At 46.1% G+C, this 23,025-nt stretch carries 21 protein-coding genes; 14 read left to right on the forward strand and 7 right to left on the reverse strand.

Annotated elements, in window-relative coordinates:
• Window positions 1-60 precede the first annotated feature (60 nt).
• On the reverse strand, window positions 61-732 hold the full coding sequence (gene cmk, locus IC612_RS01095; RefSeq protein WP_194738320.1) for a (d)CMP kinase: 672 nt from the start codon (window positions 730-732) through the stop codon (window positions 61-63).
• Between the two features lie 178 nt (window positions 733-910).
• Here cmk and pyrH point away from each other — a divergent pair, with 178 nt between their 5' ends.
• Together pyrH and frr are read left to right on the forward strand one after the other, a co-directional pair.
• A complete protein-coding gene (gene pyrH / locus IC612_RS01100; RefSeq protein WP_194738321.1) occupies window positions 911-1,615 on the forward strand; it encodes a UMP kinase in 705 nt (234 codons plus the stop codon).
• Between the two features lie 50 nt (window positions 1,616-1,665).
• On the forward strand, window positions 1,666-2,220 hold the full coding sequence (gene frr, locus IC612_RS01105; protein ID WP_194738322.1) for a ribosome recycling factor: 555 nt from the start codon (window positions 1,666-1,668) through the stop codon (window positions 2,218-2,220).
• A gap of 51 nt (window positions 2,221-2,271) precedes the next feature.
• Here frr and IC612_RS01110 read toward each other — a convergent pair whose 3' ends face one another.
• From IC612_RS01110 to IC612_RS01120, 3 genes are all read right to left on the reverse strand, one after another.
• A complete protein-coding gene (locus IC612_RS01110; protein WP_194738323.1) occupies window positions 2,272-3,723 on the reverse strand; it encodes an LptF/LptG family permease in 1,452 nt (483 codons plus the stop codon).
• A 75-nt stretch (window positions 3,724-3,798) separates the two neighbouring features.
• Window positions 3,799-4,437 carry a LolA family protein gene (locus tag IC612_RS01115; RefSeq protein ID WP_194738324.1) on the reverse strand — a complete coding sequence of 213 codons (639 nt, stop codon included), beginning with the start codon at window positions 4,435-4,437 and terminating at the stop codon, window positions 3,799-3,801.
• 87 nt (window positions 4,438-4,524) lie between these two features.
• Window positions 4,525-6,966 carry an FtsK/SpoIIIE family DNA translocase gene (locus tag IC612_RS01120; protein WP_194738325.1) on the reverse strand — a complete coding sequence of 814 codons (2,442 nt, stop codon included), beginning with the start codon at window positions 6,964-6,966 and terminating at the stop codon, window positions 4,525-4,527.
• A 196-nt stretch (window positions 6,967-7,162) separates the two neighbouring features.
• Here IC612_RS01120 and ccsA point away from each other — a divergent pair, with 196 nt between their 5' ends.
• From ccsA to IC612_RS01175, 11 genes are all read left to right on the forward strand, one after another.
• A complete protein-coding gene (ccsA, locus tag IC612_RS01125) occupies window positions 7,163-10,468 on the forward strand; it encodes a cytochrome c biogenesis protein CcsA (protein ID WP_194738326.1) in 3,306 nt (1,101 codons plus the stop codon).
• A 147-nt stretch (window positions 10,469-10,615) separates the two neighbouring features.
• A complete protein-coding gene (locus IC612_RS01130; protein WP_228512818.1) occupies window positions 10,616-11,260 on the forward strand; it encodes a GNAT family N-acetyltransferase in 645 nt (214 codons plus the stop codon).
• Window positions 11,248-12,441 (forward strand): argininosuccinate synthase, encoded by a 1,194-nt coding sequence (gene argG, locus IC612_RS01135; protein WP_194738327.1) that lies wholly within the window; start codon window positions 11,248-11,250, stop codon window positions 12,439-12,441. Before IC612_RS01130 ends, argG begins: the two co-directional genes overlap by 13 nt.
• Window positions 12,431-13,417, forward strand: a complete 987-nt coding sequence (gene argC / locus IC612_RS01140) for an N-acetyl-gamma-glutamyl-phosphate reductase (protein WP_194738328.1) — start codon at window positions 12,431-12,433, stop codon at window positions 13,415-13,417. Before argG ends, argC begins: the two co-directional genes overlap by 11 nt.
• Window positions 13,418-13,430: 13 nt before the next feature.
• On the forward strand, window positions 13,431-14,570 hold the full coding sequence (locus IC612_RS01145) for an aspartate aminotransferase family protein (protein ID WP_194738329.1): 1,140 nt from the start codon (window positions 13,431-13,433) through the stop codon (window positions 14,568-14,570).
• Window positions 14,567-15,520: a Rossmann-fold NAD(P)-binding domain-containing protein gene (locus IC612_RS01150; protein WP_194738330.1), complete on the forward strand. Its 954-nt coding sequence runs from the start codon at window positions 14,567-14,569 to the stop codon at window positions 15,518-15,520. The genes IC612_RS01145 and IC612_RS01150 overlap by 4 nt, the downstream gene beginning before the upstream one ends.
• A complete protein-coding gene (gene argB / locus IC612_RS01155; RefSeq protein WP_194738331.1) occupies window positions 15,517-16,305 on the forward strand; it encodes an acetylglutamate kinase in 789 nt (262 codons plus the stop codon). Before IC612_RS01150 ends, argB begins: the two co-directional genes overlap by 4 nt.
• Window positions 16,302-17,363, forward strand: coding sequence for a M20/M25/M40 family metallo-hydrolase (locus IC612_RS01160; RefSeq protein WP_194738332.1), 1,062 nt, complete (start codon window positions 16,302-16,304; stop codon window positions 17,361-17,363). The genes argB and IC612_RS01160 overlap by 4 nt, the downstream gene beginning before the upstream one ends.
• 12 nt (window positions 17,364-17,375) lie before the next feature.
• Window positions 17,376-18,698, forward strand: coding sequence for an argininosuccinate lyase (gene argH / locus IC612_RS01165; RefSeq protein ID WP_194738333.1), 1,323 nt, complete (start codon window positions 17,376-17,378; stop codon window positions 18,696-18,698).
• Window positions 18,695-19,174 carry an Lrp/AsnC family transcriptional regulator gene (locus tag IC612_RS01170; protein ID WP_194738334.1) on the forward strand — a complete coding sequence of 160 codons (480 nt, stop codon included), beginning with the start codon at window positions 18,695-18,697 and terminating at the stop codon, window positions 19,172-19,174. The genes argH and IC612_RS01170 overlap by 4 nt, the downstream gene beginning before the upstream one ends.
• The gene (locus IC612_RS01175; protein WP_194738335.1) at window positions 19,161-19,523 is read left to right on the forward strand and encodes a cupin domain-containing protein; all 363 of its coding nucleotides are present in this window, start codon (window positions 19,161-19,163) and stop codon (window positions 19,521-19,523) included. Before IC612_RS01170 ends, IC612_RS01175 begins: the two co-directional genes overlap by 14 nt.
• Here the strand turns inward: IC612_RS01175 and IC612_RS01180 are convergent.
• Genes IC612_RS01180 through IC612_RS01190 form a run of 3 tightly spaced genes read right to left on the reverse strand, consistent with a single transcriptional unit; the run spans window position 19,520 to window position 21,890 of the window.
• Window positions 19,520-20,131 carry an HAD family hydrolase gene (locus tag IC612_RS01180; RefSeq protein WP_194738336.1) on the reverse strand — a complete coding sequence of 204 codons (612 nt, stop codon included), beginning with the start codon at window positions 20,129-20,131 and terminating at the stop codon, window positions 19,520-19,522. The genes IC612_RS01175 and IC612_RS01180 overlap by 4 nt on opposite strands.
• The gene (locus tag IC612_RS01185) at window positions 20,124-21,437 is read right to left on the reverse strand and encodes a Na+/H+ antiporter NhaC family protein (protein WP_194738337.1); all 1,314 of its coding nucleotides are present in this window, start codon (window positions 21,435-21,437) and stop codon (window positions 20,124-20,126) included. Before IC612_RS01185 ends, IC612_RS01180 begins: the two co-directional genes overlap by 8 nt.
• Window positions 21,438-21,455: 18 nt before the next feature.
• Window positions 21,456-21,890, reverse strand: coding sequence for a type I restriction enzyme HsdR N-terminal domain-containing protein (locus tag IC612_RS01190; protein ID WP_194738338.1), 435 nt, complete (start codon window positions 21,888-21,890; stop codon window positions 21,456-21,458).
• A 5-nt stretch (window positions 21,891-21,895) separates the two neighbouring features.
• Between IC612_RS01190 and holA the strand changes: the two genes are divergently transcribed.
• The gene (gene holA, locus IC612_RS01195) at window positions 21,896-22,930 is read left to right on the forward strand and encodes a DNA polymerase III subunit delta (protein WP_194738339.1); all 1,035 of its coding nucleotides are present in this window, start codon (window positions 21,896-21,898) and stop codon (window positions 22,928-22,930) included.
• Window positions 22,931-23,025: the final 95 nt, after the last annotated feature.

Consider the following 23,025-nt stretch of genomic DNA (forward strand, 5'->3'; position numbering starts at 1 on the left):
TCCTTCTTAAAAAACTGTTAAAATGGTAATTATAGAAGACTTGAATAATAAAGTGGAAACCTAACTAATAAACGACAAAATTTTCTCTATGGTCTCTTCCTTGGTAAGTTTTGTGTTGTCTATGAGAACGGCATCAGGAGCCTGTCGCAAAGGTGATGCCTCCCTGGAGGAATCTATCGCATCGCGTGAGGTTAGGTTTCGTTCTACCTCCTCCAAAGGCAAGTCAATACCCATAGACTGCAGTTCTAAATGTCTGCGTCGGCTACGCTCCTGGACACTTGCAGAGAGAAAGAATTTATAGTCTGCCTCCGGAAGTACGGTAGTCCCAATATCCCTCCCGTCCATTATCACTCCGCCTTTTTTAGCCATCTCGCGCTGGTACTCCAGAAGATAATCTCTTACGAAGGACTGCTTTGCAATAAAACTCACATTTTCGGAGACCTGCTGGGAACGTATAGGTTCGGTAATGTTTTCCTTAGCCAAATAGAGTACAAGTTCTCCGTGCTCCAGATGGAATTTCAATTCAAGCTCTGGAAGATGCTTTTCAAGCATACTGCAATCAATTTTTCCGCTTTGATCTAATGCGCAGCGCAGCGCAAATAGGGTGATACCCCGGTATAACGCACCTGTGTCTATATGGACAAGGCCTAGTCTTCGGGCTATCTCTTTCGAAATGGAACTCTTTCCGGTGGAGGAGTACCCGTCTATTGCTATTACAGGTTTTTTCTTCATGCAGTACACTTTTTCTTTGCGATCTCAAGGAAAAGTTTTTCCTTAACCAGGGACGGCAACCGATGGTCTGCAAAATTACGCTAAAAATGAAAATACAGAGAAAATTTAGGGTAACAATTTATTTGTAGCTTCGTGTTTGTGCACATTTGATTATATTTGCAGCACTTAGAAACAAACGATGAAATACAAACGAATCCTTCTTAAACTCAGTGGTGAGGCCCTAATGGGTCAAAAGCAATATGGGATAGACAACGACCGTCTGATGCAATACGCACAGGAAATTAAAAAAACTGTGGATGCGGGTTGCCAAGTGGCAATTGTAATTGGAGGAGGAAATATTTTCCGCGGACTTTCCGGAGCAGCGGAAGGAATGGATCGCGTGCAGGGGGATTATATGGGGATGCTAGCGACGGTAATCAATGGAATGGCGCTGCAGGGAGCACTAGAGAATCTCGGTGTGTATACCCGACTCCAGAGTGCCATAGAAATGGACAAAGTGGCCGAACCATTTATCAAACGTCGAGCTACGCGTCACCTGGAAAAAGGTAGGGTAGTTATTTTTGGTGCCGGGACAGGTAATCCTTATTTTACTACAGATACCGCTGCCACGCTGCGTGCCATTGAAATCGGCGCGGATGTGATCTTAAAAGGGACTCGCGTAGATGGTATCTACGACAGTGATCCGGAAAAAAATGCTAATGCCGTGAAGTACGATACATTGTCCTTTGATGAGGTATTTAAAAACAACTTAAAAGTAATGGACATGACAGCCTTTACTTTAAGCCACGAAAACAAACTCCCTATCATAGTTTTTGATATGAATAAGGAGAATAATTTGCTTAAGATAGTACAGGGAGATCAGGTGGGTACCCTGGTGAATTAAATGCACTTGCCTGCTAATAAATGTGTAACCTTTCAAATTTTCAGATCGTAATGGAAGAATTAAATTTAATCGTAGATACTGTTCGCGAGGAGATGGATGCGGCAATGAAGCATCTGGACCATGCATTTCAAAAAATTCGTGCAGGACGCGCCTCCACTACAATGGTGCAAGACGTGGTAGTTGAATACTATGGAGCACCAACACCTCTTAACCAGGTGGCCAATGTATCCGTACCGGACGCAATGACCATTTCCATCCAGCCTTGGGACCGTACTGCAATACGTGCCATCGAGAAAGGTATTATCGATTCCAATCTAGGATTTGCACCTTCGAACAATGGCGACACCATTATTCTTAACGTTCCGCCTCTTACCGAGGAGCGTAGAAGAGACTTGGCGCGTCAGGCGAAAGGAGAAGGAGACCAGACTAAGATTACCGTGCGTAATGCCCGTCAGGACGGCATGAAAGAGCTTAAGAGAGTAGAAGGTGTCTCGGAGGACCTCATTAAAGATGTGGAGGCTCAAATTCAAGAGCTAACCGACAAATACGTGAAATTAATTGATGAACACGTCAAAAATAAAGAAGCAGATATAATGAAAGTCTAATTAGACTGTTAGTACATTATAAAAGGTCCGCATTTAATTGCGGACCTTTTTTTAGCGGTATCTTGCATGCTCCCGTGGCTTCTGGAAACGTTCCAATAGTGGCTTAAACCACGCCTTGTATTTTTCTGCATCAAATAGTTGCGAGTCCGTTAGTGCTTTGTAACTCAGCCAGATCCCAAAAGGGAAAAGAACCATGTTAGGGAACCATGCCGCCAGGTACGGATTCATCTTACCTTTCCAAGAGAGATTCTCTACCGTAAGATTCATGACATAGAAAATGATAAAGATGATGATGGCAATGACCACCGGCAGTCCCATACCGCCTTTACGGATGATGCTCCCCAGGCTGGCACCAATTAAAAAGAAGATGATACACGTAAAGGAATAGGCGAATATACGCTGCTGGTACATGATCATCTTGTTCTGGTACTTAATGATCCCATAGATTTGGTCCTGCTTACCGGCGAGTTCCGTCTTTTGGGTCTCGATCTTATTAAAGGCTCCGTACAGGGCATCCAGACGTTTTTCTTCCTGTACTGTATCGATTTTGTACTGCGGGACTATCTGTTTTCTGGGCTTTACATTTTGAATGATCTGAATGTAATTGTTAGTGTTGCTTACCAGGGATAATCCAAGACCATTGAATATTTCCCCATTGTCTTTTTTTCTTTTTTCAATAGATTGGTTTATTTCTCCGTAGGTCTGAAAGCGGTAGTCGTCAGTGATCTGCTCCTTTTCTATTGCTTTGTCGATTAGGTCACTGACATCAAAATGCGAAACCAGCGTGTCGAACTTCACTATTTGGTTTGGCTGCTTCTGTCTTTGGTTGTAGTCTTTATTTCGGAAATTATCTTCATAGACGTAGCCGTCGTAGAGTACGAGCTTTAAGAAATTGCGGTCGCTGGCTGGAGCAAACCGACCGTTTTTTGCCACAATAGCCTGTTGGTCTTCGTATATATTGGTGGTACGGTGTATAAAGACACCTTCCACTCGTTCTCCATTCTCTCCCTCTATCTTATCAAATTTCACTGCATACCCTGGAATTTGATTAATGAATTGCCCAGGAGTAAAATTAAGGGCAGGTTTGGTTGCTGCTATATTGTAGAGCATGTTTTTTGCCTTCTTTTGGAAGTCGGGCGTAATGTTGTTCTGGAATAGAAACAGCACCAAAGCCAGTCCGATGTTTACAAGGAAAAGAGGGGTCATCACACGCGTCAAGGAAATACCTGCGGCCTTCATGGCGGCAAGCTCATAGCGTTCGCCAAATTCGCCAAAGGTCATAATGGAGGAGAGTAATATCGTAAGGGGCAGTACCATTGCCACCACGCTTACACCCATATAGAAAAGAAGTTTGGTGATCTCCCAATAGGTCAAACCCTTTCCGACGAATTGTGCCATCTGTATCCAGATGATGTTCACAATGAAAATAAAGAACAGCACACTGAAAATAAAAAAGAAGGGACCAAAAAAAGTCTTGATTATGTAGCGGTCTAGTATTTTCATTGGGGCAAAAATAATCAAAAAGTCACAAAGTTGAACCTTTGTGACTTTATTGAATTATATAGAGAAATCTCTGAATTAGATTTCTGTTATGAGGTAATTGGAATATTTGGCTTTGTTAAACCGGAACATATCGGAGGCCAGGTTTTGATTCGCCCTGTAGTCCTGCACCGCAATAACGGCGACATCGTTGTTTGTCGCGTACTGTTCCACTTTTAAAAGCTGGCGTTTTGCTCCGTCCACATAAATGTAAACATGTTTAATGCCGTTGTTTTTCACCGGCGTAAGCTTTACCCAATCGGCACTAGTGGTCCCGACTTTTCTCTTGCCCATGTACTGCGCATTGTAGTCTCTTTTATAGGAGGAGAGGTAGTTGGTCGGGGAGAACATCATTTCCTGGCCATTGGCTTTGGCAATGGTTACTTCCTGGTCTTCCGCACTAATATTATACACTTTGCTGCCGTCAAATATCTGCTCCGTACCCATTATTTTTAATTTGTACTGGGAAGGGGTGGTATAGTAGATGCCGGTCTGCGTGCGGCTCACTTTACCGTTCTTACCTGTTCCGTAGGCAAATTTAAAATAGGTGTTTTTGTTGGCCTTGTATTTGGCGCTCACTCCATCTAATAGGGCTTTGGATTTTGCGTCCGCTTTCTGAGCGAAACTAAAGCTCGCCATGGTTGCAGTAAGTACCGTTGCAGTTATAATTTTAATCATTCTTTTAAATTTTAAATTCTTTTTCTATACGTTGGATGCGCTGGGCCCTAAAATGTTAAATAGAGCATCTCCAGAGGCTTTAGAGCACTATCCGCGCAACTGTTCCAAAAACTGTTCCAAAGAATTTAAATCGGCAATAAGTACTTCACGGGCTTTCGCGCCATTGAATCCCCCAACAATCCCGCTGGCCTCGAGTTGGTCCATTATTCGGCCCGCGCGGTTGTAACCCAGTTTCAATTGTCGTTGCAACATGGAGGTCGAACCTTGCTGGGTGGAAACTATGATACGTGCAGCGTCTTCAAACATAGGGTCTTTTTCGTCCGGATCAAAAGCTCCGCTTCCTCCACTAGAATCACTGCTTGGTGGTTCCGGTAAGATAAAGGCACTTGGGTAGCCTTTCTGCGCTCCAATATATTCTACGATACGCTCTACCTCTGGGGTGTCCACAAAGGCGCACTGGAGTCGGATGATCTCGTTTCCGTTAAAATAAAGCATATCTCCCTTTCCAATCAACTGGTCCGCCCCTGGGGAGTCCAGTATAGTGCGGGAATCCACATTAGAGATAACCCGGAAGGCTGCGCGTGCTGGGAAATTGGCCTTGATCATTCCGGTAATTACATTCACTGAAGGACGTTGGGTAGCGACAATAAGGTGGATTCCTACGGCTCGCGCCAATTGTGCTAGGCGTGCTATTGGATGCTCTACCTCTTTGCCCACCGTCATTATAAGGTCGGCAAATTCATCCACGACCAACACAATATAGGGAAGGTATCGGTGGCCGTGCTCTGGATTGAGTTTACGCTCAGTGAATTTCTTATTGTATTCTTTTATGGTACGGCAAAAGGCGTTCTTTAAAAGTTCGTAGCGCTCATCCATCTCTACGCATAGGGAGTTAAGCGTAGCAATGACCTTATTGGTATCCGTCAGGATCGCTTCCTGATCGCCCGGAAGTTTTGCCAGATAGTGCCTTTCAATTTTAGAGTACAGGGTAAGCTCCACTTTCTTAGGATCGACCATTACAAATTTCAACTCACTGGGGTGTTTTTTGTAAAGTAGTGAGGTAAGGATTGCATTGATACCAACCGATTTTCCTTGGCCGGTTGCTCCTGCCATTAGAAGATGGGGCATCTTTGCTAGGTCTGCCATGAAGATCTCATTGGAGATGGTTTTCCCGAAGACCACGGGAAGATCCATGTCGGTATGTTGGAATTTTGGGGAGGCAAGTACGCTGCGCATGGAAACCATGGTTGGGTTTTTGCGCGGCACCTCGATACCAATAGTCCCTTTTCCGGGCATAGGGGCGATGATGCGTATGCCAAGGGCAGAAAGATTTAGGGCAATATCGTCTTGGAGTTTCTTGATAGCCGAGACACGTATTCCTGCTTCCGGAACAATTTCATAGAGGGTGACGGTAGGGCCTATCGTGGCTTTGATTTCTGCTATTCCTACATTGAAATTCTTTAAAAGACCTACAATGCGGTTTTTGTTTTCTTCCAGTTCCTCTTGGTTAATGGATATCTCTTCGTTGCCGTAATTCTTTAGCAGTTCCAATGGTGGAAACTGGAATTTAGCAAGTTCCAGGGTGTGGTCGTATAGCCCGTGTTCCTGTACCAGGCCTTTGGCTTTTTGCTCAAACTCGTCGAGCTCTTCATCGTGCCCCTGTGCTACTTCTACCTGGAATTTGATCCCTTCCTGGGCGCTATTTTTGTCCTCAAGATCCAAACGCACCGTTTTGGCTTGCGGTTCTTCAAAAGTAGTTTGGTTAGGAGTGGCTATGGTCTCAAGGGACGCCGTGGCAGGGACCGTAGGAAACCCCTGCACAGGAAGGACAGTAGGGGCTACTTCCTCCCGCTCCACCTCGTTACCGTCGCTAGTAAGCTCTTCAAGTTCTTCATCTGCCTCAAACTTGTCACGGGACTTAGGCATTAGGTCCTTCATTCTCCCTACCGTATTGTCGTTCAAATCCTGCATGCGGCTTTTAATGGCCGAAGGACGTAGATTGAATTCCAATATAAAGTAGAGTGCAAGGCTACTAAGTAGCACGAGCCATAGACCCACACTACCTATCATCATAACCAGAAAATCCATGATCTGGTAGCCGTACACACCACTCAGTACCCCTTTTCCTGCCGTGATTGCTCCTATGAAAATCGGAAGCCAGCACATGAAGAATAGGGAATGACCGATGGACTTCCAAGGCTTGACAAATTTTTTCTTTAGGATAAGCATTCCCACCATGAAAAGCAAAAAGGGAACAAAAAATGCGGCAAGACCAATACTCTCAAAAATGAAAAAATTTCCCAGCCAGTCTCCCAGTTTGCCTACAATATTGGAGGATTTTACAGTCTTATCCAGTAGCATTCCGGCTTGGCTTTGGTCGGCCTGCCAATTAAGAAGGTAGGAAATAAAGGATATAAAGAGTATCACACTTGTAAGAAGGAAAAGAATGCCAAAAAATATTCGTGGCTTTGATAGGGTCTTACTTACAGGAGCGTTGGTTGGCGAATTGCGTTTAGTCGGTTTTTCCATAGGTTGAGTAGTGGCAAATTTAACATTTTTAGGCAAAATTGCATCAGAGGCGTTGCTAAATCTTAAGCATTCGAATCCAAGACCTCAGAGGGTAAGGAAATGCCTGAAATATAGCAGGGTAAATTCGCTTTTTACAAATATAGAATGTATTTTTGCAGACATCCGATTTTATAAAGTGTAGTAATATCCATTTTTTATGAAGAAAATTCAGAATATTCTTATTTCCACCCGCACCATGGCCGTACTCTTATTTGTGTATGCTGCAGCCATGGGTTATGCCACATTCCTTGAGAATGATTACGGAACACCTACAGCCAAAGCCCTTGTATATGAAGCCAAGTGGTTTGAACTAGTGATGTTCCTTCTCATTTTAAACTTTATTGGTAATATCGGCCGCTATAGGCTCTGGAAAAAAGAAAAATGGCCAGTGCTTGTATTTCACCTCTCGTTTATTCTTCTTTTTATAGGGGGAGCTATTACACGCTATATCAGCTACGAAGGAATCATGCTCATTCGTGAGGGAGAAACCTCTAATGAAATTATTACCGACAAGAATTTCTTCAAAATTCAGATTGAAAAGAAGGGCGATGTGCTCAACTATGCGGATATCCCGTATCTAATGTCTCCGCTGCATAAAAACTTTAAGGCTAAGTACGATTACCACGGAGAGACAGTATCGGTACGTACTATCGATTACATCCAACGCAAAAAAGACTCTCTGGTGGCTGATCCTAATGGAGAGGAGTACCTTCATTTTGTAACAACGGGCGAAAACGGCCGTTTGAATTACTACCTTAAAGAGGGAGAATCCAAGTCCCTTGCAGGGATGCTGGTCAGCTATAACCGACCGATCGAGGGAGCTATTGAATTTAAAAAACAGGACGGCAAGCTTCTTATAAAAACCCCGGTGGATGCCACCTATATGGTGATGGCCACCCAGGACAGTGGCTCTGTAAAACAAAATACCTATGAGCCTCTTTCGCTTCGAAGCTTATACACGGTTAACGATATTCGTATCGTTGTGCCAGAGGGTCTTCAGAAAGGAAAGCTCATGCAGTTTGAAGGGGACCGTAAAAAGGACCAGGCGGTGGCCGATGCACTGCTTGTAGAAGTGCAAGGCCCTAAAACAGCCCAAAGGGTCGAGCTTATGGTCGAGCGCGGTAATCCCAACCTATTTAAACAAATCACCCTGGACGGACTCAATATCATGTTAGGGTTTGGACCAAAAGTATACACTACACCGTTTGCACTAAAATTGGATGATTTCGTAATGGAAACCTATCCTGGAAGCTCTTCACCAAGCGCCTACGAATCGCACGTTCAGATCATTGACGAGGGCAAGCAAACACCTTATAAAATTTACATGAACAACGTTCTTAACCACAAAGGGTATCGTTTCTTCCAGGCTAGTTTTGATCCAGACCGTCAGGGAACGCACCTTTCGGTAAATCACGACTACTGGGGAACACTGGTTACCTACATAGGCTACTTTCTACTCTTTACCTCTATGTTCATCGTATTCTTCTGGAAAGGTACCCACTTCTCAAAACTAAATCAGATGCTAAAGAATATGAGCAGAAAGAAAACTGCGCTGATGGTAGCTTTGCTGCTTTCGGTCGGACTCACTGCTCAGAAAATTGAAATGCATGGAACCTCGGACGGCAGCCCAAAAGCCGCTTCCTCCAGTACGCAACAAGTACCTGAGGGCAGCCATATGCATGCCGATGGGGTGATTCACCCCGACAGTGCGCACCAGAGCGCATCGGCCCCGGCGTCCTCCAATGAGCCCAATTCGGTTGCCCGCTCGTTTTCAGTAATGAAAACCATCTCTGCGGACGAAGCCATAGCACGCACGAGGATATCCACGGAGCACGCCGATAAGTTCTCTTACCTTTTGGTACAGAATTACGAGGGAAGAATTGTCCCAATGAGCACTCAGGCCTTGGATGTGCTAAGAAAGTTGTATAAAAAAGACAAGTTCAAAGGTTCCGACGGAAAGTTCCTGACTGCAGAGCAGTGGTTCCTCTCTGTAAATACCGATACGCCTAGCTGGACCATGGTACCTTTGATTAAGGTAGGAACCAAAGGAGGGGACGAACTAAAGAAAAAGACCAAAGCCAACGAGGAAGGGTATACGGCACTGATGAATCTATTTCCTTCCGATCAGAACGGAAACCTAAACTACGTACTGGAGGAAGACTATAATATTGCTTTTGCCAAGAAACCGGCCGAACAGACCAACTACGACAAGGAGGTAATCGCCGTCAACGAGCGTGTTCAGATCTTCAATGAGTTTTTCAGCGGTCAGTTCATGCGTATTGTTCCTGTCAAGAACGACCCTAATTCTACGTGGCATTCCTGGTTGGATCAGAATTTCGAACCGGATATGGAATCGCAGGCGGTAATGGGACCTTACTTTTCAGCGGTCCTTGAAGCCCAACAGAGTGGAAACTGGCAAAAAGCCGATGCAGAGCTTAAAAAATTATCCGACTACCAACAGACCTGGGGTAAAAACGTGGTGCCTAGTGAGAACCGTGTTCAAGCGGAAGTATTTATGAATAAGGTGGATATAAACTTCCGTCTTTTGATCTTCTATACGCTTATCGGGGGGCTTCTAGTAGTCTTAGGATTTGTAGAACTATTTCGTCCAAGCCGATTACTCTCACGCGTAATACAGGGCGTAATGGTAGTGGGCGCTGTGGGATGGTTTCTACAGCTTCTTGGACTGATCGGAAGATGGTATATCTCTGGACACGCTCCATGGAGTAACGGCTACGAAGCAATCGTCTTTATCTCTTGGGTGGGAATTACTGCTGGATTTGCCCTCTATCGAAATTCCAATGCGCTTATCCCAGCGGCAGGTTTCATGGTAGCGGTCATTATGATGGGATTTGCACATGGAGGTTCGGCTCTGGATCCCCAGATTACGCCTTTAGTGCCGGTACTTAAATCGTATTGGCTCATTATCCACGTGGCAATTATTACCGCCAGCTACGGTTTCTTTGGGCTTTCTTTTGTGATTGCCGTGATATGTCTTGTATTTTATATTCTGGCATCAAAGAAACTCTTCAAACTACATAACGAGCGTTCCATTAAGGAACTTACGATCGTATCGGAAATGTCTCTTACCATAGGTCTTTATGCCCTAACTGTTGGTACCTTCTTAGGAGGGATCTGGGCCAATGAGTCTTGGGGACGCTACTGGAGCTGGGATCCAAAGGAAACTTGGGCATTTGTTTCGGTTATGGTGTACGCGTTCGTACTGCATATGCGCCTGGTTCCAGGCCTGCGTGGCCGCTGGGCATTCCACGTAGCTGCCATGGTGGCAATCAGTAGCATCATAATGACGTACTTCGGTGTAAATTACTACCTAAGCGGACTGCATTCCTATGCCGCAGGGGACCCTATACCGGTACCGGCCTGGGTCTATATAGGCTCAGCACTTATGGTACTTCTTTCGGTAGTTTCGTACGTTAAGTTTAAAAAACTGAGTAAGAAGTAATACGCATATACTCTATTCAGAAGGCGGATCCCTACGGATTCGCCTTTTTTTTGCCTCTTTTATCTATTTAAATGGTAAAATTCAAATAATTTATCTTAAACAATTGTTTTAAAAAGATAATTTATCTAAATTTGCGGTCTGTTTTAGATGAAAGTGGAAGAAATTACAAAATTTACAGTAAAAATTGGTGGCCTGGAGGATCTGCATCTGGTGGATACCATCATTAGTGAAATTGAAATATCCGCCAAGGAGAGAGGAACGGGCATTGCTCGCCGGTCCAAAACGTATCTGGAAGAAAAGATTCTAGAAGGCAAGGCAGTGATTGCCCTGACCCAGCAAGGGGATTGGGCAGGATTCTGTTATATTGAAACATGGAGTGAGAAAACCTATGTTGCCAATTCCGGTCTCATTGTTAAGAAAGCGTACCGCAATTCGGGTCTTGCTAAACAGATCAAGCAGTTCATTTTTCAGTACAGTAGGAAGCTGTTCCCGCAGGCTAAACTTTTTGGTCTGACCACAGGACTTGCGGTGATGAAAATAAACAGTGAGCTGGGTTACCGCCCGGTAACGTATTCGGAACTCACTCAGGATGAAGTGTTCTGGAGCGGATGCAAGAGTTGTGTAAACTTTGAAATACTCTCTTCCAAACAGCGCAAAAACTGTCTCTGTACGGCAATGCTTTACGATCCAAGTTGGGAGCAGGGACAGCCTAAGAATCTTGAGTCTTCTTCTGAGGGCTTCTCATTAACCTCCAAGTTTGACAAAATAAAAAAAATATTATGGAAAAAGTAGTACTAGCCTATAGTGGTGGCCTGGACACATCGTACTGCGCCGTGTACCTTTCAAAGATTAAAAAACTGGAAGTACATGCGGTACTTGTAGATTTGGGAGGATTCAGTCCCACGGAACTTCAGGCGATTGAAAACAGAGCCCTGGAGCTGGGAGTTGCATCCTTTACGGTGCTCAATGTACAGGAGCAGTACTATGACGAGTGCCTAAAGTATTTGGTATTTGGTAATGTGCTTAAAAATAATACGTATCCACTTTCTGTAAGTTCCGAGCGCGTGTTCCAGGCTAGAGCTTTAGCTCTCTATGCCCAGAAGATCGGTGCCCGTTCTATCGCCCACGGAAGTACTGGGGCAGGCAATGATCAGGTCCGCTTTGACAGCATTTTTCAAGTACTTTTACCCGGAGTGGAAATACTCACACCCATCCGAGACCAGAAACTTTCCCGAGACGAGGAGATAGAATTCTTGCGTTCGCACGGTGTGGAATTGGACTTTCAAAAGGCGCAATATTCGGTCAATAAAGGACTTTGGGGTACTTCCATTGGAGGTAAGGAGACGCTTGGCTCCCTGGGTGCCTTGCCGGAAGAGGCCTATCCTACACCGGCCACAAAAAAACAACCGGAATTCCTGGCACTTTATTTCGAGAAGGGGGAACTTAAGAAGATAAACGGTTCTGAGTTTCAATGTCCGATCGAAGCCATTAGAACCATTGCACGAATCGCGCAACCCTTTGGTATCGGTAGGGATATTCATGTTGGGGATACCATCATAGGAATCAAGGGACGCGTGGCGTTTGAAGCCGCTGCGCCACTGATTATCATAAAGGCGCACCATCTTCTAGAGAAACACACCCTTACCAAGGCGCAGATGCTGCTTAAGGATCAGGTAACGCTCACGTACGCGAACCTCATCCACGACGGACAGGTACTGGATCCTGTAGTAAAGGATATTGAAGCACTTTTGGTCTCCTCCCAGGAAAAAGTTACCGGAGAGGTGACCCTTGAGCTACACCCGTTCCATTTTAACCTGCTAGGGGTTGCGTCCAAAAATGATCTGATGAACAAGAAATACGCAAGCTACGGAGAGGAAAATCCACTTTGGAATGCCCAGGATATGAAAGGATTTATAAAGATTAACTCCAATGCACTCTCCATTTACCATAAAGTCCACGAAAATGGGAACTAATCAAACAAAAATCACGGCAGGAATTGTAGGAGGGACTGGCCTTACGGCAGGGGAATTACTTCGCATTTTACTGAACCATCCCTTGGTAGAAGTAGGTTTCATTACAAGTACCAGTATGCAAAACCACTCGGTGCATGAAGTGCACCGTGACCTACTGGGAGAAACCGAGCTAAAATTTCAGGAAATGATCACTCCGTGCGATGTGGTGTTTCTTTGTCTTCCGCATGGGGAAAGTAAAGCCTGGATGAAGGAGAATGCTCCGCTTCTTACGCCTACCACACGTATCATCGATTTGGGAAACGACTTTCGGGTCGATGAGCTCTGGGAGGGAAGACGTTTTGTGTACGGTCTTAGTGAGTTCTTCCGCGAGGAAATCAAAAATGCGACCTACATTGCCAATCCAGGATGTTTTGCTACCGCTCTGCAGCTAGGGATGCTTCCCCTTCTTAAGATAAGCCAGGTGGAGAGCTTCCACGCCGTAGGAATTACGGGAGCTACTGGCGCAGGCAAGGCGCTGCATCAGACGACCAATTTTCTCTGGCGTAGTTCCAACATCTCGCCGTATAAAACATTTTCCCACCAGCACCAGCATGAGATCCGTCATACCACTAGGAAACTATACCAAATAGATGTGCCTCTTCATTTCGTTCCCTGGAGGGGTGGATTTACACGCGGTATCATGGTAAGTCTGATGGCCTCCACACCACTTTCACTTTCGGAAATACAGGAAGAATTTTCTGCTGCTTACCGGGACTCTTCCTTTGTGCATGTGGTGGAGTCTCCACTTGATCTCAAGCAGGTGGTAGGCACCAACAAGGCAGTACTACAACTAGAAAAGGTAGGCAAGGAGCTTGCGGTACATGTGGTTTTAGATAATCTTCTAAAAGGCGCCTGTGGACAGGCAGTACAGAACATGAACCTTATGATGGGACTTTCAGAAAGGGAAGGACTTTCCCTTAAAGCCCACGCATTTTAAAAAAAGAAAAATTATGGAATTAGCAGATGTCTATCCGCTATTGGATATTGAACTTGTAAAGGGAGAAGGACTGGATCTTTGGGATGCCAAGGGAACTCAGTACCTGGATTTTTATGGGGGGCATGCCGTTATATCCATCGGCCATTCCCATCCGCATTACATTAAGAGTATTTCCAAGCAACTTGAGGCGCTTGGCTATTATTCCAATTCGGTGCAGAATCCCCTCCAGAAAAAACTCGCCCAGATGCTTGGCTCGCAGAGTGGATACGATTCCCACAGGCTTTTTCTATGCAACAGCGGCGCTGAGGCCATAGAAAACGCATTAAAGGTTGCTTCGTTCCACACTGGAAAACGTAAATTCATTGTTTTTCAGGGCGGATTCCATGGCAGAACCTCGGCCGCAGTGGCTGCTACGGACGATAGCTTCATCCAAGCACCACTTAATAAGAGTGAAGATTTCTTGATGTGTCCCTTAGAAGATAAGCAAGCCTTTGACCGGCTTTTTCAGGACAATAAATCCCAGCTCGCGGGGGTTTTAATAGAGGGTATCCAGGGTATTGGTGGAATTTTTGAGCCCTCCAAAGAGTTTATGGAGCATCTTTCAAAACGATGCAGGGAAGTAGGTGCTGTGTTTATCTGTGATGAGATACAGAGTGGCTACGGAAGGACAGGAACATTCTTTGCCCATCAGCATCATGGGGTTAAGGCCGATATTGTGACTGTGGCTAAAGGCATGGGCAATGGTTTTCCTATAGCCGGAGTGCTCATTGCTCCTGATATTGCGCTTTGGCAAAAGATGCTGGGTACCACTTTTGGTGGCAACCACCTGGCATGCAGTGCGGCCATCGCCGTACTGGATGTTCTTAAGGATGAAAATCTAGAGGAAAATGCAAAGCAGCAGGGAGCGTATCTTATAGAGGCCCTATCCAAGATTAACGGTATAAAAGCCGTTCGTGGCAGAGGCCTTATGATAGCCCTGGACTTTGAAGTGCCTTCGAAAGTAATCGCGCAGCAGCTACGCAGCAGCTACGCCATACTGGTGGGAAGCGCCACGCATCCCCATACTATGCGTCTGCTTCCCTCCTTAACCATTACGCGCGCGCAAAGCGACTATTTTATTAATTCCCTTGAAAAGGTATTACGAGCATTATGAAAAATTTTACATCCGTACATGATATCAAAAACATAAAAGGAATACTCTCTAAGGCACTCGCCATTAAGCAAGATCCTTTTTCCAATAAAAGTTTAGGACAGAACAAAACCCTGGGTTTGGTTTTTCTTAATCCCAGCCTACGTACCCGTCTCTCCAGCCAACAGGCAGGATGGAATCTGGGCATGCACGTACAGGTTTTAAATGCAGGACAGGACGCCTGGACCTGGGAGTTTTCGGAAGGCACCGTAATGGACGGCTCCACTACGGAGCATGTAAAAGAAGCAGCGCGGGTGCTCTCCAGGTACTGCGATGTGATTGGAATCCGCGCTTTTCCTCTTCTTCAGGACAGGGAAGAGGACTATAGCGAACCGGTTCTCTCTGCCTTTTTAAAGTACGCCACGGTGCCGGTGGTTTCCTTGGAATCTGCTACACGGCACCCGCTTCAGAGCTTTGCAGACCTTATTACCATTGAGCAGACCTGGAAAGAGGCCCGCCCCCCCAAAGTAGTCCTTACCTGGGCGCCCCATACCAAGGCGCTTCCACACTGCGTGGCTAACTCCTTTTCCGAATGGATGATTAAGGCCGATGTGGATTTTTCCATTGCCAATCCTATTGGGTACGACCTTAGCCCTGAATTTGTTCAAGATACTCCGGTGTACCATGACCAGATGGAGGCACTTAAGGACGCCGATTATGTCTATGTAAAAAACTGGTCCAGCTTCGAGCAGTACGGAACTATGCCCCCGGTGGAGAAGGATTGGATGCTGGGAGAGGATTTCTTGCTCAAGAATCCTTCCGCACGAATTATGCACTGTTTGCCCGTTAGAAGAAATCTCGAACTAGGGGATGCTCTGCTAGATAGTAACAACCAACTGGTGTACGAGCAGGCAGCAAACCGAACCCTAGCCATGCAGACTGTTTTAAGTGAACTACTTTCCCCTACGCTATGAGTACCCTCTACATAATTAAAATAGGAGGAGAAACCCTGGAAAAGCCTGAGGTCCTCACCGAGCTTTTAAAAACCCTCGGGGCTACCAAGAAGCAGTATATTCTGGTACACGGAGGGGGAAGACTGGCTAGTTCAGTATCCGAAAAATTAGGCATTCCCCAAACCATGGTGGAGGGAAGAAGGATAACCTCTGAGAAGACCATGGAAGTCTGTACCATGGTGTATGCCGGATACTACAGCAAACAATTGGTCGCGCGTCTTCAAAGCGAAGGAATTAACGCACTTGGAATGTGCGGGGCCGATCTAGGATCCATCGCTGCAGTAAAGCGGCCGAAGGAGCCTGTGGATTTTGGAATGGTAGGTGATATTGCCCATGTACAGCCTAAGGTTTTTTCCATGCTACTGGGCCAAGGTGTGGTCCCTGTGGTAAGTGCAGTAACGATGGGAGAGGATTTTCAGCTTCTTAATACCAATGCCGATGTACTGGCAAGTGAGATAGCCATTGCCATGACGGGAATGCATCAGGTGCAGCTGCTTTACTGCTTCGAAAAGAAAGGCGTTTTGCTCGATCCTAATAACGAGCAGAGCGCTTTGGAGTACTTAACCCCACAGGAGTTCTTAACCCTTAGAGCCTCGGGGCAAATCTCCCATGGTATGGTACCTAAGCTGCAGAGCGGTTTTAAAGCACTGGGCCATGGGGTAGAGGGTTGTAGTATAATCTCCTCTGAAGCACTTGAGGATAAATTACAGGGACGCAGCTGTGGTACAGCGCTTAAAATAGCATGATGGACTTTACGTACACGCACGCACTCGAGTTATTAAAACAGCTGATTAAAACCCCTTCCCTTAGCAGGCAGGAGGATAAGGCCGCAAATCTTTTTACCAGCACGATGAAGTGTCTTGGGATTCCCTACAGGCGCAAGGGCAATAATGTATGGGCCCAGAGCGCCTATTTCGATCCCTCTAAGCCTACGCTGCTACTTAACTCGCACCACGATACGGTTGCGCCCAGCACTCTCTACACCAAGGATCCTTTCGGTGCAGAAGTTTGTGATTCAAAGCTCTACGGACTGGGAAGTAACGATGCGGGAGCGTCCCTGGTTGGGCTCTTTACTGTGTTTGTAAACAACTATTTCACAAAAGGAAAATACAACCTGGTCTTTGCAGCTACCGCAGAAGAAGAGATTTCAGGCTCAGAAGGTATAGCCTCTATTTTGCAGGAGCTCCCTCTAATTGACTGCGCCATTGTAGGCGAACCTACACAGATGCGCGCAGCTACCGCAGAAAAAGGACTTCTGGTGGTAGACTGCAGAGTGGTTGGAAAGAGCTCCCATGCCGCCCATCCCAATGCCCTAAATCCCATTTACTTGGCGGTGGAGCATATAGTAAAGCTAAAAAACTACCGTTTTGAAAAAACATCTTCGCTTCTGGGGCAGGTGCACGTAGCGGTCAGCATATTTAATGCCGGGGAGAAACACAATGTAGTTCCCGCAGAGGCTCATTTCACTATGGATGTGCGGCTCAACGAATGCTACACGCCCGAGCAAATAGTCGAGGAATTACAGAGCTTGCTGCCCGGGGTAGAACTCAAACCACGCTCCCTAAGGCTTAGGCCATCCTCTATAGCGCCGGACCATCCCCTGGTAACTACTGCGCTTAATCTGGGCATAGACACCTTTGGCTCGCCTACGGTCTCGGACCAGGCGCTGCTTCCTTTCCCATCCATTAAGATGGGAATAGGCGATTCGCTTCGTTCCCACACGGCGGATGAATTTATCTTTTTAAATGAATTAAAGGAAGGAATAGAAATGTACGATGCCTTCCTTCAAAAGCTTCTTAACTAAAGTACAAGCACCATGAAAAAAAAAGCCACACCCATTTGGTCAAAATCCTCTGAAGAGCAGAGCGCATTTGAAGGGATCCATGAATTTACAGTAGGAAGAGACCGTGAGTTTGACCTGCTGCTTGCCCCCTTCGATATGGAAGGTACCAAGGCACACACCACCATGCTGGAGCGTATAGGTCTGCTTTCTAGGGAGGAGCTTTCTCTTGTGCTCGAGGCACTGGACCAGATGCTTGAGCGGTGCAGAGAGGGCCGCTTTTCGCTCGATCCTAATGTAGAGGATGTACACAGTCAGATTGAATACGAACTGATACAAAGCTTGGGCGCTGTGGGCGAGAAAATCCATACCGGACGAAGTAGAAACGACCAGGTGCTTACTGCCATAAAATTGTATCTACGAAGCGAAATCCAGCAGATAGCAGAACTAGTGGAACGTCTTTTTGTGGTACTGACTTCCCTTGCAGGAAAGTTCCGGGAGGAGCTTATGCCCGGCTATACGCACTACCAGATTGCCATGCCCTCCTCGGTGGGACTTTGGCTCTCAAGCTACGCCGAGAGCCTTACCGACGATCTGGAGCTTCTCTCTGCGGCCCAGCGCATAGCCCTTAAAAACCCTTTAGGTTCGGGAGCCGGTTACGGATCGTCCTTTCCTTTGGACCGGAGGCTTACTACCGATTTACTGGGGTTTAAGTCCATGCACGTAAATTCCATCTACGCGCAGAAGTCCCGTGGGAAGACCGAGCGTTTTCTGGCCGTGGCCATGGCCTCTATTGGAAGCACCATTGGCGGGCTATCCAACGATCTGTGCCTTTATTTGGGGCAGAACTTTGGCTTTTTCTCGTTTCCAGATACCATTACGACCGGATCGAGCATTATGCCCCATAAAAAGAATCCTGACGTCTTTGAGCTGATCCGTGCAAAGACCTCGCGGCTGCAGTCGCTGCCTTCGGAACTGACCCTGCTCTCCCATAATCTAGCCACTGGATACAACCGCGATATGCAGCTGACCAAGGAAATTCTTTTTCCTGCTATACAGGAGCTTAAATCCTGTCTTAAGATGCTCATTGGCGTTCTTCCAGAGCTCAAAGTAGAGAAGGGACTTTTAAATGATCCCAAATATGAGTATCTTTTCAGCGTAGAGAAGATAAACCAACTGATGCAGAAAGGCACGACCTTTCGCCAGGCCTACCAAGAGGTGGGAAAGTCCATTCAAAACGGCTGCTACACGTACGAGCCCTCGGAGCTACACTACAGCCACGTGGGAAGCGTGGGGGTTTTGGGACTGGACCTTATCGGCAAAGATTTCTACGAGGTTCTTGAAAAAATAAAGGAATGAAGACACTAGACAGCACCGACCAGCGTATACTCAACCTGCTTCAGGAGGATTCTACCCTGGCCGTAAAGGAAATAGCAGAGAAGGTAGGGCTTTCTTTCTCGCCTACCTACGAGAGGATTAAAACGATGAAGCAGGCCGGTATTATAGAGAAGTATGTGGCACTTTTAAACCCGGACCGCGCAGGCTTTGAACTTATGGCCTACTGCAATATCACCCTGAAGGAACAGTCCCTGGAAAAACTCCATATCTTTGAACAGCAAATTGGGGGAAGGCCCGAGGTCTTGGAAGTGGTGAGCCTAAGTGGCACCTATGATTATATGATCAAGGTCGTTTCAAAGAATATTAAAGACTACAATCAGTTTGTTACCGAGGTCATTGCCAATATACCCAATATCGGACAGTACCACAGCCATATTGTACTCTCGGTAATAAAAAGAGAAACCAAACTCACATTTACCCCCGATGAAGAAGTTTAAGATTCAGCGCACCCCTTTCCAGGTGCCTACTACCGACGGAAAGACCATCCTGGAACATTTTGGTTCTTCCAACCAAAATCCCGAAGTTTCCATTGCAGCGATGATTGCCCCGGCCGGATGGAGCGAGCCGTTTCAGACACCGGAATTTGACGAGTATACCCTGGTGCTGCAAGGCCGAAAACAGTTTGAACTAGAAGGAGAGACTATTGTACTGCACCAAGGGGAGAGCATCCGTATCAGTGGGGGTACCCGCGTGCGCTACTCCAATCCTTTCCTCGAAGAATGCCATTACGTCTCGGTGTGCCTTCCTGCATTCTCTATAGAGACCGTCCACCGCGAAGAGGATTAAAGCACTATTCCTTTTTCTACCAGTGCGTCAGAGAGTTCTAGCTCCGAATGCACATGTACTACATCAAATCCTAATTTCTCTGCCGTAAGGATATTCTGGTAGTTGTCGTCAATAAATATACTCTCTTTGGGATCCAGTGAGTAGCGCTCTATAAGCAGCTGAAAAATCTCTGGATCCGGTTTAATGAGTTTCTCCTCGCCCGATACGACAATTTTTCCCTCGAAGAGACTGAAAAAGTCATAGTGCTCCAGTGCATAGGGGAAGGTTTCGTGCGACCAGTTGGTAAGCCCGTAGAGGGGGTAACGATTTTGGGCAAGACGTCTTAATACCTCCACATTCTGTTTGATTTCCCCTTTGAGCATCGTGCTCCAGTTCTGGTAGTATGCCCGGATGTCCGCCTCCCAGTCGGGATGCATCGCTACCAGCAGCTCCGTGGCCTCAGAAAGACTTCGTCCTTTATCCTGCTGTGCATTCCACTCGTCACTGGCAATCTTTGAGAGAAAGAACTCCATAGTTTCCTCAGAATCAAAATGCGACGAAAAATAGTACCGTGGGTTCCAGTCCATAAGAACTCCACCGAAATCAAAAACCAGTGCTTTCTTATGCATGTGCGGGGCTTTTTTTTGCGGGTTTAAAAAGAATATAAAGTAAAGTTATTGCAAGCAGCAAATGCAGATAGTATGCCTGAAAAAAGAGCTCTGAAAATCCCAGAGTGTAGCTGCTTAAGGAAATAAGCAGTAGGATCTGCGCGCCATAAGGCACCAGTCCCTGCACGTAGCAGGCGAATATATCCAATACCGAGGCTGTGTCTTTGGGGTCCAGAGCGTAGTTATCTCCTATTTCCTTGGAGACTTTCCCGGAGATAAGAATGGAGATGGTGTTGTTGGCCATACAAAGATTGGTAAGACTTACTAGGCCCCCTACCCCCAGTAGCGCCGTTCTTTCTGATCCGATGAGCCGTTGGATGCCTGTAAGGATGAAGCGGATGCCTCCGGCCCGATCTACCAGGGCCGCCAGCCCTCCGGTGAGCAGTGAGAGGAAGAATATCTCCGACATACTGGTAAACCCTTCGTAGGACGATTTGGTGAACTGCATAAAATCGAGGCTTCCCATAGTGATTCCAAGAACCCCAGCAGAGACAAGTCCTAAAAACAGAGTGACAAAAACGTTAACTCCCGCTACGGCCAATAGTATAACCAAGAGGTACGGAGCAATTAGTAGCGGATTGTACGGAAGGGAAGTGGTAGAGCTTTGCACGGAGGAGGCCTCTGGGGCTGCCCATACGAAAAGGGCAATGGCAAGGAGCGCTGCAGGCAGCGCGAGCTTGAAATTCGCCCGAAACTTATCCCTCATCTCGCATCCCACACTCTGCGTGGCAGCGATGGTGGTATCGGAAATGATGGAAAGGTTATCCCCGAACATAGCACCACAGAGCAGCGCTGCTGCAGGAAGACCTAGGGGCGTATGGCTTTGGCGCGCCATTTCCAGTACCACGGGCGCCAGGGTAACGATGGATCCTACGGAAGTTCCTGAAGCAAAGGAAAGAAAGGAGGCAATGACAAACACACCCGCCGCAAAGTAGGCAGGCGAGATATAGTCCATTCCCATCTGTACGATGGCATCAATGCTTCCTGAGGCTTTCGATACCGTGGCAAAGGCTCCGGCAAGAAGGTAGATAATACACATGGTAAGTATCTTCCCATCGCCGCAGCCTTTAAGAAATACGTCCATTTTCCCGCTTACAGATCCTTTAAAAAGAACAAAGGCTGCTACAATACCGATCATGGCTGCAATCGGGGAGGGCAGGGCATAGAAGTCATTATTGTAAATGCCTGAGCCAAGGAACGTCAGGACAAATACGAGTAAAGGGACAATACCTAGAAAAGTCGCTTTCTTTTGTGCTATTTCATTCATAAATTACCGGATGGTGGATTAAAATTCGTAGCGGGAAAATTGGTATCCCTCTTTAGTTTGCGTTGCAAAAATATGCTCTAAACCATTACTGAGCAAAAGTCCCTGTGCATTTACTACACTGTTGTAGCGAGCGATCTGCTCAAAAGTAGATTGGGAGAGGGAAATATGGGGCGCTTTACATTCGATGAGAAGTTCAGTGGTAAGTTTGCGCGAGACTAAAATATCCAGACGTTTGGTTACCTTTCCAAGGACAATCTTTTTTTCGCACAGAAGGGCAGAAAGTGCATAGCCTTTGTCCTGTATAAGATAGTGGATCCAGTGCTGACGTACCCATTCTTCCGGGCTGAGCAGCAGGTAGCTGCGACGCGTAGGGTCATAAATAAAAAACTTATCTTTGTCTTTCCTGATTTTAAAATCGTACGTCGAAGGGAAATTCAAAGCCTGTAGCTGCACCGTTTATGAAAGAGTTAGATTTATTGCTCAAAAATATCAAAAATAAAGAACTTCAACCGGTTTATTTTTTTCATGGAGAGGAACCCTATTTCATGGATGCAGCGGTAAAGTGCCTGGAAGAAGAAGTGCTGGAGCAGCAGGACCGCGCCTTTGGACAAACCGTAGTATACGGAAAAGATACTTCGCTTGCTGAAATTCTCTCTCTCGCGCAGCAGTTTCCAATGATGGGCCCTTACAATCTTATTATAGTCAAAGAAGCGCAGGATTTGCGCTGGGCAGAGGCCGAATCCACTCAATTCGAGCAGTATTTAAATCAACCGGTCTTAACCACCATTCTGGTCTTTGCACATAAGTATAAGAAACTAGACGCGCGCAAGAAATTCACTAAGAAACTTTCCGCCTCCAAGTGGCTCCATTACAGTGAACCGGTTAAAGACTACCAGCTAGCGCAGTGGATCGAAGGCTATTTACGAAAGCAGAATTTAAAAGCGGATCCCAAGGTAGCACCTCTTTTGGCGGAATACCTAGGCAACGATCTCTCCCGCATTGTCAATGAACTGGATAAACTCAAGATGATTTTGGGGGAAAAAACGCTGGATTTAAAGGCAGTAGAAACATATATTGGAATAAGTAAAGACTACAATGTCTTTGAACTGCAAAGGGCCCTGGGAGAGAAAAACTTAGACCGCGCGATGCAAATTGCGTTCTATGTAGGAAGAAACACCAAGAGTAACCCCATGGTCCTTACGGTGGGTACGCTGTATAATTTCTTTTCAGGTCTTATTATATTTCATACAATGCGTGGATCCTCAAGAGAGGAAATGGCCTCTGCTATGGGCATAAGTCCTTTTTTCCTAAAGGACTACGAGCGCGCGGCCGCTTTCTATCCGCTAAAAACCGCAACCAAAATTATCTCCATTTTGCGGGAAACCGACATGAAAGTAAAAGGTCTGGGCGCAGGATCCGCCACGGACGAGGAGCTTTTAAAAGAGATGGTATATAAAATTCTGCATGCAGACAGACTGAAAATTTCTACCTAACCGTACGGAATTTTAAATTATGCAACTGATTAAAAGAGATATCCCGATTGATAAAAAACATGGATTTGCATTGCAGAGACAAACCAAAATGACGA

Origin of the sequence: Planobacterium oryzisoli (assembly GCF_015354315.1) — a bacterium.
Classification (GTDB): domain Bacteria; phylum Bacteroidota; class Bacteroidia; order Flavobacteriales; family Weeksellaceae; genus Planobacterium_A; species Planobacterium_A oryzisoli.